The organism is Pseudomonas sp. ADAK2 (assembly GCF_012935755.1).
Taxonomy (GTDB): Bacteria; Pseudomonadota; Gammaproteobacteria; order Pseudomonadales; family Pseudomonadaceae; genus Aquipseudomonas.
The window spans coordinates 3,102,829-3,115,900 of sequence record NZ_CP052862.1; the positions used below are offsets into that span (position 1 = coordinate 3,102,829).

Annotated in this window: 13 protein-coding genes; all 13 read right to left on the reverse strand. The window is 57.8% G+C overall.

Going from position 1 to position 13,072, the window contains the following annotated elements; translation table 11 throughout:
* Position 1: 1 nt before the first annotated feature.
* Positions 2-778 (reverse strand): acyl-ACP--UDP-N-acetylglucosamine O-acyltransferase, encoded by a 777-nt coding sequence (gene lpxA, locus HKK52_RS14520; protein ID WP_169371389.1) that lies wholly within the window; start codon positions 776-778, stop codon positions 2-4.
* Positions 775-1,215: a 3-hydroxyacyl-ACP dehydratase FabZ gene (gene fabZ / locus HKK52_RS14525; RefSeq protein WP_008154051.1), complete on the reverse strand. Its 441-nt coding sequence runs from the start codon at positions 1,213-1,215 to the stop codon at positions 775-777. Before fabZ ends, lpxA begins: the two co-directional genes overlap by 4 nt.
* A gap of 108 nt (positions 1,216-1,323) precedes the next feature.
* Positions 1,324-2,379: a UDP-3-O-(3-hydroxymyristoyl)glucosamine N-acyltransferase gene (lpxD, locus tag HKK52_RS14530; RefSeq protein WP_169371390.1), complete on the reverse strand. Its 1,056-nt coding sequence runs from the start codon at positions 2,377-2,379 to the stop codon at positions 1,324-1,326.
* Between the two features lie 3 nt (positions 2,380-2,382).
* Positions 2,383-2,886: an OmpH family outer membrane protein gene (locus HKK52_RS14535; protein ID WP_092272436.1), complete on the reverse strand. Its 504-nt coding sequence runs from the start codon at positions 2,884-2,886 to the stop codon at positions 2,383-2,385.
* Positions 2,887-2,931: 45 nt separating this feature from the next.
* On the reverse strand, positions 2,932-5,322 hold the full coding sequence (gene bamA / locus HKK52_RS14540; RefSeq protein WP_169371391.1) for an outer membrane protein assembly factor BamA: 2,391 nt from the start codon (positions 5,320-5,322) through the stop codon (positions 2,932-2,934).
* Between the two features lie 74 nt (positions 5,323-5,396).
* Positions 5,397-6,749, reverse strand: coding sequence for a sigma E protease regulator RseP (gene rseP, locus HKK52_RS14545; protein ID WP_169371392.1), 1,353 nt, complete (start codon positions 6,747-6,749; stop codon positions 5,397-5,399).
* A 54-nt stretch (positions 6,750-6,803) separates the two neighbouring features.
* Positions 6,804-7,994 (reverse strand): 1-deoxy-D-xylulose-5-phosphate reductoisomerase, encoded by a 1,191-nt coding sequence (gene ispC, locus HKK52_RS14550; RefSeq protein WP_169371393.1) that lies wholly within the window; start codon positions 7,992-7,994, stop codon positions 6,804-6,806.
* Positions 7,991-8,797 (reverse strand): phosphatidate cytidylyltransferase, encoded by an 807-nt coding sequence (locus HKK52_RS14555; protein WP_169371394.1) that lies wholly within the window; start codon positions 8,795-8,797, stop codon positions 7,991-7,993. The genes ispC and HKK52_RS14555 overlap by 4 nt, the downstream gene beginning before the upstream one ends.
* Complete coding sequence (gene uppS, locus HKK52_RS14560) at positions 8,797-9,552, reverse strand: polyprenyl diphosphate synthase (RefSeq protein ID WP_133837242.1); 756 nt, start codon at positions 9,550-9,552, stop codon at positions 8,797-8,799. The genes HKK52_RS14555 and uppS overlap by 1 nt, the downstream gene beginning before the upstream one ends.
* A 13-nt stretch (positions 9,553-9,565) precedes the next feature.
* Positions 9,566-10,123: a ribosome recycling factor gene (frr, locus tag HKK52_RS14565; RefSeq protein ID WP_007949335.1), complete on the reverse strand. Its 558-nt coding sequence runs from the start codon at positions 10,121-10,123 to the stop codon at positions 9,566-9,568.
* Positions 10,120-10,863 carry a UMP kinase gene (pyrH, locus tag HKK52_RS14570; RefSeq protein ID WP_003172271.1) on the reverse strand — a complete coding sequence of 248 codons (744 nt, stop codon included), beginning with the start codon at positions 10,861-10,863 and terminating at the stop codon, positions 10,120-10,122. Before pyrH ends, frr begins: the two co-directional genes overlap by 4 nt.
* A gap of 210 nt (positions 10,864-11,073) precedes the next feature.
* Complete coding sequence (gene tsf / locus HKK52_RS14575) at positions 11,074-11,937, reverse strand: translation elongation factor Ts (RefSeq protein WP_123405753.1); 864 nt, start codon at positions 11,935-11,937, stop codon at positions 11,074-11,076.
* Between the two features lie 192 nt (positions 11,938-12,129).
* Positions 12,130-12,867, reverse strand: a complete 738-nt coding sequence (rpsB, locus tag HKK52_RS14580; protein WP_003219330.1) for a 30S ribosomal protein S2 — start codon at positions 12,865-12,867, stop codon at positions 12,130-12,132.
* Positions 12,868-13,072 lie beyond the last annotated feature (205 nt).

The window sequence follows — 13,072 nt, forward strand, 5'->3', positions numbered from 1 at the left end:
ATTAACGAGTGATGCCGCGGGTCGAAGACTGGATGGAATCACGGAACACCGCGACTTCCGGAAACTGTGCCGAAGGTTCGGCCAGTTCGCCGAGCGCCTGTTCGACCGTCAGGCCCTGGCGGTAAACCACTTTGTAGGCTCGACGTAGCGCATGGATCGCGTCTTCGCTGAAACCACGACGGCGCATGCCTTCGAAGTTCATGCTGCGGGCTTCGGCGGGGTTGCCGAATACTGTGACGTATGCGGGAACGTCCTTGCCGATGGCAGTGCCCATGCCCGAAAAGCTGTGGGCGCCGATGTGGCAATACTGGTGAACCAGGGTGAAGCCGGAGAGGATCGCCCAATCTTCAACGTGCACATGGCCGGCCAACGCGGTGTTGTTGACCAGGATGCAGTGGTTGCCGATTACGCTGTCATGACCGATATGGGCATACGCCATGATCAGGTTGTGATCACCCAGGGTGGTTTCCGACCGATCCTGAACGGTGCCACGGTGAATCGTCACGCCTTCGCGGATAACGTTGTGGTCACCGATGACCAGGCGGGTTTCTTCACCTTTGTATTTCAGATCGGGCGTGTCCTCACCTACCGAGGAAAACTGGTAGATGCGGTTGTGCTTACCGATACGGGTCGGGCCCTTGAGAATCACATGCGGCCCGATCACTGTCCCCTCGCCGATTTCCACACCTGCGCCGATGATCGACCATGGGCCGACCTCGACGTCGTCAGCCAGGATGGCTGTCGGATCGATGATTGCGCGAGGGTCAACCAAACTCATAGTTTGCGTTCCGCGCAGATGATTTCAGCGGAGCAGACAGGTTTGCCATCGACCGAAGCCTGGCATTCGAATTTCCAGATCTGGCGCTTGCAGCTGATGAAGCGGGCTTCGAGGATCAACTGATCGCCTGGGGTGACAGGCTGGCGAAAACGCAGCTTGTCGGAGCCGACGAAGTAGTAAAGCGTGCCGTCGGCAGGCTTCACGTCGAGCATTTTGAAACCAAGGATACCGGCAGCCTGAGCCATCGCTTCGATGATCAGTACGCCCGGCATGATTGGATGCGCAGGGAAGTGACCATTGAAGAACGGTTCGTTGATGCTGACATTCTTGTAGGCGCGAATGCGCTTGCCTTCCACATCCAGATCCACGACCCGGTCCACCAGCAGGAACGGGTAACGGTGAGGCAGGTATTCGCGAATCTCGTTGATGTCCATCATTTCGGGGGGAAGCCTATGTAAAGATTGGGAGAGCGCGACTGACGCGCACCCCTCTAGCAAATCAAGGAGGCAGTCTAGCGGCTGTGCACACTTGATATGGAAATGGTATCAGCCATCTGATGAAGCATTACCGCCAGGGGTCACTTCCCCTACTCGCTTTTCCAGCTGTCGCAGACGCCGCGCGATGTCATCGAGCTGACGGATGCGTGCCGCGCTTTTGCGCCACTCGGCAGCCGGTTGCATGGCTGTACCGGAAGAATAGGAACCCGGCTCGGTAATCGAGTGGGTCACCATGGTCATCCCGGTCAGGAAAACGTTGTCGCAAATCTCGATATGCCCCACCAGCCCGACACCGCCGGCGAGCATACAGTGCTTGCCGATCTTGGTGCTGCCGGAGATTCCCACGCACGCTGCCATGGCAGTGTGATCACCGACCTGGACGTTGTGGGCGATCTGGATCTGATTGTCGAGCTTCACACCGTTGCCAAGAACGGTATCGGCCAGGGCGCCACGGTCGATGGCGGTATTCACGCCAATCTCCACGTCGTCGCCGACCAGCACACCACCAATCTGGGCAATTTTCTGCCAGATGCCTTTCTCGTTGGCAAAACCGAAACCTTCGCCACCGAGTACGGCGCCCGACTGAATTACCACGCGTTTGCCAATGCGCACGTCGTGATACAGCGTGACCCGCGGAGCCAGCCAGCCACCTTCACCAATCTCGCAACGGGCGCCGATGAAGCAATGAGCCCCGACGGTCACACCTGCCGCAATACGCGCGGCGCTTTCGATTACCGCAAAGGCCCCGATGCTCGCCGCTGGATCGACCACCGCGTCCACCGCTACTACCGCTGTCGGATGAATACCGGCAGCCGCTTTCGGCTTGGGATCGAACAGATGGGAAACACGAGCGTAAGCCAAGTACGGATCAGGCACGACCAGCGCATTACCGGCAAAACCTTCAGCGTCAGCAGCCTTGAGCAACAGGGCTGCAGCTTTGCTGTCCGGCAGGTATTTACGGTATTGAGGGTTTGCCAGAAAGCTCAACTGAGCTGGGCCAGCCTCTTGCAAAGTGGCTAGCCCAGTAATTTCCTTCTCCGGGTCGCCACTGAGGGTGGCGCCGAGGAACTCGGCCAATTGGCCGAGCTTTATAGTCGCTGTCATGGATTACTTCAGCTGATTCATGCGCTCGATAACCTGGCGAGTGATGTCGTACTGAGGCTTGACATCAATCACTGCGCCACGCTCGAAGACCAGGTCAAAAGCACCTTTCTTGATGACTTCTTCCACAGCGCTATCCAGTTTCGGCTTGAGCTGCTTCAGCATTTCACGATCGGCAACGGCTTTGGCTTCGTTCAGTTCCTTGGACTGGAACTGGAAGTCACGGGCCTTTTGCTTGAATTCAAGCTCCAGACGCTCGCGTTCACCTTGCTGCATCTTGTCGCCACCGGCGACCAGACGGTCCTGGATACCTTTGGCACTGCTTTCCAGTGTCTTGAGTTTGCTCAGCTGCGGGCCGAACTTCTTCTCGGCATCCACGGCGTACTTCTTGGCCGCGTCGGATTCCAGCAGGGCCATCTGATAGTTCAGGACGGCGATTTTCATGTCGGCAAAAGCCGGACCTGCTACCAGTACGGTCGCCAGGAGAACCAATTGAGTCAACTTACGCACGATGCACTCCTACAAAATCCATTGTCGTTATCTTGGGTCAGACGCTTAGAACGTCTGGCCGAGGGAGAATTGGAACACTTGAGTCTCAGCGTCATCCGGTTTCTTGATCGGCATGGCCAACGCGAAGCTCAGAGGACCCAGTGCGGTGACCCAGGTCACGCCGACACCAACGGAACTGGCTACGTTGCTCAGGCTGATGTCGTTGCACTCTGTTTGAGAGGTCGAGCCGACATTGGCGTTAGTCGTCTTGTCGCACTTGGAGTCGAATACGTTACCCACGTCCCAGAATACCGAAGTACGCAGGGAACGCTGATCCTTGACGAATGGCAGCGGGAACAGCACCTCGACACCACCCTGGATCAGGACGTTACCACCGAACGGCAGCGGATCCTGGTCCGGGTCGGCGAGAGTACCGGCGTTACCCGTCTTGTCAAAGCCACGGCTTGGGGTACTGCGCGGGCCAAGGGTACTGTCCTTGAAGCCACGAACCGAGTTGAAACCACCAGCATAGTAGTTTTCATAGAACGGCAAGCCTTCGGTGGAACCGTAGCCATCGCCATAACCCAGCTCGGTGTGCAGGCGCAGGGTATAGTTTTCAGTGATTGGCTGGAACAGCTGACCGCGGTAATCAAGTTTGAAGAACGACAGGTCGCTACCCGGCGTGGTGGTTTCCAGAGTCAGGCTCTGGGAATGGCCACGGGTCGCCAGTACGCCTTTGTTCAACGTGGACTCGGACCAACCGGCCGAGGCCTTGAAGTTCAGGTAGCTGTCGCCTTCGCGATTAACGAAGTCGAAAATCTCGTCGACGGTGTATTGACCGGTCTTGATCTTGTCCTGCTGTGCAGTCAGGCCGAAGGTCAGACGCGACGTCTCGCTGATCGGGTAACCGACGCTGACGCCAGCACCCAGGCTGTCTACCGCATAGCTTGCAACATCGACATCGAGGTCTTTGTAGTCAGTGGTGCGATAGAACGCGTTGTAACCCAGGCTCACACCGTCAGCAGTCCAGTACGGGTCGACATAACCGAAGTTATAGCGGCTCTGGTATTCGCTTCGGGTCAGACCGATGCTGACCTTGTTACCCGTACCCAGGAAGTTGTTCTGGGTGATCGAACCACCGAGGATCAGACCGGCGCTCTGGGCGAAACCGACACTGGCGGTAATCGAACCGGAAGCCTGCTCTTCAACGCTGTAGTTCACGTCAACCTGGTCGTCCACGCCCGGTACGGCCGGGGTTTCGACGTTGACTTCCTTGAAGAAGCCCAGACGCTCAAGGCGGGTCTTGGATTGGTCGATCAGGTAGGTCGAAGCCCAGCCGCCTTCCATCTGACGCATTTCACGACGCAGCACTTCGTCTTCGGACTTGGTGTTGCCACGGAAGTTGATGCGGTTCACATAGGCACGCTTACCAGGATCGACGGCGAACGTGATGTCTACCGTGTGATCGTCATCATGCGGCTGAGGCACGCCGTTGACGTTGGCGAAGGTGTAACCCTCGTTACCGAGACGACGGGTGATCAGTTCGGAAGTCGTGGTCATCAGCTTGCGCGAGAACACCTGACCTTTCTGGACCAGCAGCAGGGACTTGACCTGGTCTTCAGGCACTTTCAGGTCACCGCTGAGCTTCACGTCACGAACGGTGTACTTCTCGCCTTCGTTGACGTTGACCGTGATGTAGACGTGTTTCTTGTCCGGGGTGATGGACACCTGGGTCGAAGCGATATCCATGTTGATATAGCCGCGGTCCAGGTAGTAGGAGCGCAGACGCTCCAGGTCACCGGAGAGTTTCTCACGAGCGTACTTGTCATCGTTCTTGAAGAACGACAGCCAGTTGGTGGTCTTGAGTTCGAACAGGTCGATCAGGTCGTCATCGGCGAAGACCGTGTTACCCACCACGTTGATGTGCTGGATAGCAGCCACGGTGCCTTCGTTGATGTTGACCTTCAACGCCACGCGGTTACGCGGCTGCGCCACCACTTCGGTGTCGACCGTTGCCGAGTAACGGCCCTGAGCGACATATTGACGCTGCAGTTCGTTACGCACACCTTCGAGGGTGGCACGCTGGAAGATCTCGCCCTCGGACAACCCGGATTGCTTGAGGCCCTTCATCAGGTCCTCAGTGGAGATGGCCTTGTTACCCTCGATCTCGATACTCGCGACCGACGGACGCTCGACTACCGTGATAACGAGGACATTGCCTTCGCGACCCAGCTGGATATCTTGAAAGAAACCGGTTTTGAACAACGCACGAGTGGATTCCACCAGGCGACGATCATCCGCCTGTTCACCGACGTTCAACGGCAAAGCACCAAAAACACTACCCGCGGAGACCCGCTGGAGGCCATTGACGCGAATATCAGAGATAGTGAAGGACTCGGCGTGAACTTCGGCGATCATCAATACGGTGAGAACCGCAGTTAGCAGCAGACGTTTCATGAAGTCCTTTCTTATTCCAACTGGCAATAAACAAACTGCCGCAAAATGCGGCAGATTCGCAATTCAGCGAAGCGTTACAGTCGACCCAGATCATTGACCAGAGCAAGCAACATCACCCCGACCACCAAACTGATACCGATCTGTATCCCCCAACCCTGCACCCGATCTGACAAGGGGCGACCACGCACCCACTCGATCAGATAAAACAACAAATGCCCCCCATCCAGTACTGGAATGGGCAACAAATTCAGAACCCCCAGGCTAATACTCAGATAAGCAAGGAAATTCAGGAAATCAGCGACACCCGACTGGGCAGAAGCGCCCGCCACTTTAGCAATGGTTATCGGTCCACTCAAGTTTTTTACCGAGAGCTCGCCGAACAACATTTTCTTGAGCGAATCGAGGGTCAGTACACTCATGGTCCAGGTGCGTCGGGCACCCTCCCCAATCGCTGCCACCGGACCGTAGCTGACCTCGCGAATCATCTCTGGTGGCCAATCGACTGCTTTGACCCCGGCGCCCAGGTAACCTGTGGGTGCTTTGCTCCCGCCGCGGGCCGCCAGCGTCACAGGGACGTCGATTTGAGCACCATCGCGCTCGACGCGCAGCATGATTTTGGTATCAGGATGAATACGGACGGTATCGACCACTTGCTGCCAGTCATCCAGTGACTTGCCATCAAGCGCCAACAACCGGTCACCGGTCTTCAGGCCCGCGGCTTGCGCCGGCCCTTTCGAATCAAGTTCCGCCAGGATCGGCGGCAATGCCGGACGCCATGGGCGAATACCCAGCGAGCGAATCGGGTCTGGCTCATCGGCGCCCTTGAGCCAATGATCCAGCGCCAGCTCTCGCGGCGAATCGGCAGTAGAGCCCTGTTCACGCACCAGCAATTGCAAGGTACCGCTCTCGCCGAGGCGACGGACCAGTTGCAGGTTGACGGCGGCCCACCCGGAAGTCGGCTCGCCATCGATGGCAACGATTTCCTGATTCGGGCCCAAACCGGCCTTGGCCGCGATGCTGCCCGACTCGACCGCGCCGATAATCGGGCGCACCTGCTCACTGCCGAGCATGGCCAACACCCAGAAAAACACCATCGCCAGCAAGAAGTTGGCGATCGGACCCGCAGCAACAATGGCAATGCGCTGGCGCACGGACTTGCGATTGAAGGATTGATCAAGCTGATCGACCGGCACTTCGCCTTCGCGCTCGTCGAGCATCTTCACGTAGCCGCCCAGCGGAATGGCGGCCAGCACGAACTCGGTGCCTTGCTTGTCGTGCCAGCGCAGCAACGGCATGCCAAAGCCCACGGAGAAGCGCAGCACTTTAACCCCACAGCGACGCGCGACCCAGAAGTGGCCGAATTCGTGGAAGGTGACCAGCACGCCCAAGGCTATCAGGGTGCCGACAATCATATAGAGCGCGCTCATCTACTTTCTCCGCAATCCTATTCAGTGCTGCATTGGGCCAACGTACTGCAGCACTTATCGCCCGTGACGACTCAACCACTGTCCGGCCAGCACACGCGCCTTGGCGTCTGCGGTGAACACCGCCTCGAGATCACTCACCACAACCACAGGTTCGAGATTCAAGACTTCCTCGATGATACTCGCGATTTCCGGGTAACGAACCCGTCCGTCGAGAAAGGCCGCGACCGCCACTTCATTTGCCGCATTGAGCATGGCCGGCGCGCTATTGCCCGCCTCTGCCGCTTGCCGCGCCAGGCGCAGGCACGGGAAACGTTCTTCATCGGGAGCCTGGAAATCCAGGCGCGCAATGGCAAACAGATCCAGCGGGGCGACACCCGAGTCGATCCGCTCCGGCCAGGCCAGGGCGTTGGCAATCGGCGTGCGCATGTCCGGGTTGCCCAGCTGGGCCAATACCGAACCATCGATATAGTCGACCAGCGAGTGGATAACGCTCTGGGGATGAATCACCACTTCGACCTGGGAAGGCTTGGCATCGAATAGCCAGCACGCTTCGATCAGCTCGAGGCCCTTGTTCATCATGCTTGCCGAGTCGACCGAGATCTTGCGACCCATCGACCAGTTCGGGTGGGCGCAGGCTTGATCAGGCGTAACATGCGCCAATTCCGCCATCGGCGTCTGCCGGAACGGACCGCCAGAGGCTGTCAGTAAAATCCGACGTACGCCGACCGCACCCAGACCGCGCGCAAAATCGCTGGGCATGCACTGGAAAATCGCGTTGTGCTCGCTGTCGATCGGCAGCAACACCGAACCGCTTTTGCGCACAGCCTGCATAAACAAGGCGCCGGACATCACCAGCGCTTCCTTGTTGGCCAGCAGGATCTTCTTCCCCGCCTCGACTGCCGCCAGGGTCGGGCGCAAGCCCGCCGCACCGACGATGGCCGCCATGACCGCATCGACTTCAGGGTCGGCGGCGACCTGACACAGGCCCTCCTCCCCCACCAGCACTTGAGTCGTCAGGCCGGCAGCGCGCAAGTCGTCCTGCAGAACACGGGCAACACCCGCTTCAGGTACGACCGCAAACCGCGGCGTATGCCGCACGCACAGGGCCAGCAGCTCACTCAGCCGAGTAAAGCCGCTCAACGCGAACACCTGATAGCGCTCGGGATGACGCGCAATGACATCCAGGGTGCTCAGGCCAATCGAGCCCGTCGCCCCCAGGACGGTAATCTGCTGTGGGCGGCTCACGGTGCCGCCATCCACAACAACACCGCGAAGACCGGGATCGCTGCGGTCAGGCTGTCGATACGATCGAGCACGCCGCCGTGACCCGGCAGCAGATTACTGCTGTCCTTGATCCCGGACTGACGCTTGAACATGCTTTCGGTGAGGTCGCCCACCACCGAAATGAACACGATCAATGCCGCGCCTACCAGGCCCTTAAGCAGTTCCGCCACTGTCCAGTCGCGAACCAGGCCGACCACCAGCGTGATCACAAGGCTCAGGGCCAGGCCGCCATACACGCCTTCCCAGCTCTTGCCGGGGCTGACTTGCGGCGCCAGCTTGCGCTTGCCGAACTTGCGGCCGGAAAAGTACGCACCGATGTCGGCGCCCCAGACCAGCACCATGACCGCCATGATCAGCCAGTTGCCCAACGGGTACTGCTTGATCTGCACCAGACCTTGCCAGGCCGGCAGCAAAATCAGCAAGCCGATCACCAGTTTGCAAGCGGCACTGGCCCAGTGTTCACTCGTGCGCGGGTAAGTCAGTACCAAATAAGTCGCCACAGCCCACCAGAGCACCGAAGCGCCCAAGACCCAAGGCGCGAGCCCGGGAAGGATATGCATGACAAACAGCATCAATGCGACCACAGCCGCATAAGCAACGCGAATTGGCTGGGCAGTGAAACCTGCCAGGCGAGCCCACTCCCATGCACCCAGGGTCACGACCAGCCCGATGAACAGCGCAAAACCGGAGCCTTCGAGCAGAAAAAACCCACATAAGGCAATCGGCAGCAGGATCAGCGCAGTAATGATTCGTTGTTTAAGCATTAAACCCGGGCTCCAGACTCGATCTGCTCGCTCGTTTTACCGAAGCGGCGCTGACGAGAAGCGAAATCGGCCAGCGCGGTGCGCATGGCTTCGTGTTTGAAGTCCGGCCAGAACAGGTCGGAGAAGTACAGCTCGGTGTAAGCCAGCTGCCACAGCAGGAAATTGCTGATGCGGTGCTCACCGCCGGTACGAATGCACAAATCCGGCAACGGCAGATCACCGGTTACCAGACAGGTTTGCAGCAGTTCCGGGGTAATGTCTTCCGGGCGCAGATGCCCGGCCTGGACTTCCCGTGCCAGACGCTGCGCAGCTTGCGCGATATCCCACTGACCGCCGTAGTTGGCGGCGATCTGCAGGATAAAACGATTGGCGCCGGCGGTAATCGCCTCGGCTTCGCGCATGGCGGCTTGAAGCTCGGGGTGAAAACGCGAACGGTCGCCAATGATGCGCAGGCTGATGTTGTTGTCGTTGAGGCGCTTGGCCTCGCGACGCAACGCCTTGAAGAACAGGTCCATCAAGGCGCTGACCTCATCGGCCGGCCGCTGCCAGTTTTCACTGGAGAAGGCGAACAGGGTCAGCACCTCGACCTTGGCCTCGGCGCACACCTCGATCACCGCACGAACCGCATCCACACCCGCTTTATGCCCGGCGACACCCGGCATAAAGCGTTTTTTCGCCCAGCGATTGTTACCATCCATGATGATCGCGACATGGCGCGGCACCGCGGACGGCGCAGTCTGCTTGGTCTTATCCATGAAAACGCGACCCTTATACGGCCATCAGGTCCGCTTCTTTTTGCTTGGTCGCTGCGTCGATATCGGCCTCAGCCTTGTCGGTCAGCTTCTGGATATCAGCTGCGGCACGACGCTCTTCGTCTTCGCTGATTTCCTTGTCCTTGACCAGTTTCTTCAGGTCGCCAAGTGCATCACGACGAATATTGCGCACAGCAACACGAGCATCTTCAGCTGCGCTACGCGCCTGCTTGGTGAAGCCCTTGCGGGTTTCTTCAGTCAGGGCAGGCATGGAGATCAGCAGCAACTCGCCCAGGTTGGTCGGGTTGAGGTTCAAACCGGCACTTTGGATCGCTTTGTCGACTGCCGCGAGCATATTGCGCTCAAACGCCACGACCTGAAGGGTCCGGGAATCTTTTACGGTGATGTTGGCCACTTGGGTGATGGAAGTGTCTGTGCCGTAGTACGGCACCATCACGCTGCCCAGAATGCTTGGGTGAGCCTTGCCGGTACGAATCTGACCAAATGCATGGTTCAGAGAGTCCAGGGATTTCTGCATGCGCTCTTGAGCGTCTTTCTTGATTTCGTTGATCATTGTTGGCCTTCCTCGATCAGGGTCCCTTCAGCGCCGCCATGTACGATGTTCAGCAGGGCGCCGGGCTTGTTCATGTTAAATACGCGCAATGGCATCTTGTGGTCGCGGCACAGGCAAATGGCCGTCAGATCCATCACACCCAGCTTGCGATCCAGCACTTCATCGTAGGTCAGATGATCGAACTTCTCGGCATGCGGGTCTTTGAATGGGTCAGCGGTGTAGACGCCATCGACCTTGGTCGCCTTGAGCACGACATCGGCATCGATTTCGATTGCACGCAGGCAAGCTGCCGAATCCGTAGTGAAGAACGGATTGCCCGTACCGGCCGCGAAAATCACGACTTCCTTGGCGTTCAGGTGGCGCATGGCCTTGCGGCGATCGTAGTGATCGGTCACGCCAACCATGGAAATGGCCGACATCACGATGGCCGAGATATTGGCACGTTCCAGCGCGTCGCGCATGGCCAGGGCGTTCATAACAGTGGCCAGCATGCCCATGTGGTCACCGGTGACCCGATCCATGCCAGCCGCGCTCAGCGCTGCCCCACGGAACAGGTTGCCGCCGCCGATCACCAGACCGACCTGCACACCGATACCGACCAGTTGGCCGACTTCCAGCGCCATGCGATCCAGAACTTTCGGATCGATCCCGAACTCTTCCGAGCCCATCAAGGCCTCGCCGCTAAGCTTGAGTAGAATGCGTTTATAGCGAGCCTGATAACCACTGCCCTGCTGAGCCATTGCGAATCTCTCCTGCGGCGTATTTTAAAAAATTCTTTGCGAGCTGTTTACAGCTGGCGTTCACTCTAGCTTGGCGCTGCTTCAGCGCCATCGGAACATGGCTTTGTAAGCCAGTTCCAAGGGGAAACCAATAAAAATTGGTAGCCCATCTGAAAAGAGGCTGCGCGCGTAAGCGGGCAGCCTCTTCAGGGCGACAGTTAAAAAACCGTCTTATTGCTTGGCGGCAGCCAGCTGGGCAGCAACTTCTTCAGCGAAGTTGTCGACCGGCTTCTCGATGCCGTCGCCTACTTTGAAGTAGGTGAAGGAAACGATTTCAGCACCGGCTTTCTTGGCCAGTTCGCCAACCTTGATTTCAGGGTTCTTCACGAACGCCTGCTCAACCAGGGAAGCCTCAGCCAGGAACTTGCTGATACGGCCTTTGACCATGTTTTCAACAATGTTTTCTGGCTTGCCAGCGATCTTGTCGGCATTGAGGGTCAGGAACACGCCCTTCTCACGCTCAACCGCTTCAGCGGAAACTTCCGATGGCAGCAGGAATTCAGGGTTGGTCGCCGCTACGTGCATGGCGATGTCTTTGGCCAGCTCAACAGTGCCGCCTTTCAGGACAACTGCAACACCGATCTTGTTGCCGTGCAGGTAACCACCGACAACGTCACCTTCAACGCGTGCCAGGCGACGGATGTTGACGTTTTCGCCAACCTTGCCGACCAGTACCAGGCGAGCAGCTTCTTGAGCTTCGATCAGCGGAGCCACATCAGTCAGCTTGTCAGCGAATGCTTTTTCAACGCTGGAAGCAACGAATGCCTTGAAGTCGTCCTGCAGAGCCAGGAAGTCGGTCTGCGAGTTCACTTCCAGCAGAACGGCGGTTTTACCGTCTTCTTTCAGAGCGATCGCGCCTTCAGCAGCCACGTTGCCAGCTTTCTTGGCAGCCTTGATGGCGCCCGAAGCACGCATGTCATCAATGGCTTTTTCGATGTCGCCGCCGGCCTTGGTCAAGGCCTTTTTGCAATCCATCATGCCTTCGCCAGTACGCTCACGCAGTTCTTTAACCAACGCTGCAGTAATCTCTGCCATTTCAAAAATCCTCTTGGATAGGTTATCAACCATTCCACCCGATCGAACGGGCGTTCAATTCTTCCCGAATCACCCTTGTAGGCCGCTGCACGTTACAGAAGCTGTAGCTGCGCTGCCGACAAATGGTTTTCGAGGTGGCAAAAAGGGGGCCAAGCCCCCTTTTTGCTTACTGAGTCAACGCCAAGGCGTCAATTACTCAGCTGCTGCTACCGGAGCTTCTTCAACGAACTGCTCGGTGCCGCCAGCAACGTGGTTGCGACCGCGGATTACTGCGTCAGCCATCGAACCCATGTACAGCTGGATAGCGCGGATTGCGTCATCGTTGCCTGGGATGATGTAGTCAACGCCTTCCGGGCTGCTGTTGGTATCGACTACGCCGATAACCGGGATGCCCAGCTTGTTGGCTTCGGTGATCGCGATGCGCTCGTGATCAACGTCGATAACGAACAGTGCGTCTGGCAGACCGCCCATGTCCTTGATACCACCCAGGGAACGATCGAGCTTCTCAAGATCGCGAGTGCGCATCAGCGCTTCTTTCTTGGTCAGCTTGGCGAAAGTACCGTCTTCTGCTTGCACTTCAAGGTCACGCAGACGCTTGATGGAAGCACGGATGGTTTTGAAGTTGGTCAGCATGCCGCCCAACCAGCGGTGATCGACGTACGGCGAACCGCAACGTGCTGCTTCTTCAGCAACGATCTTGCCAGCGGAACGCTTGGTGCCAACGAACAGAATCTTGTTTTTGCCCTGGGCCAGGCGTTCTACGAAAGTCAGAGCTTCGTTGAACATTGGCAGGGTTTTTTCAAGGTTGATGATGTGGATCTTGTTACGCGCGCCGAAAATGTATTTACCCATTTTCGGGTTCCAGTAACGGGTTTGGTGACCGAAGTGCACACCGGCCTTCAGCATATCGCGCATGTTGACTTGGGACATGATAGTTCCTTAATAAGTCGGGTTTGGCCTCCACGTATCCCAATGACCAACCAGCAGCATCAGCTGAAGGCACCCAGGTCATCGTGTCGACACGTGTGTGGATTTAAGCCTCTCGGGGTATCCCCGGAAAGCGGCGCATTTTATATCACAGGGCTGCAAAAAACGGAACCCGGATTCTCAATTCCTGGCGCGCGCCTTTATCAGC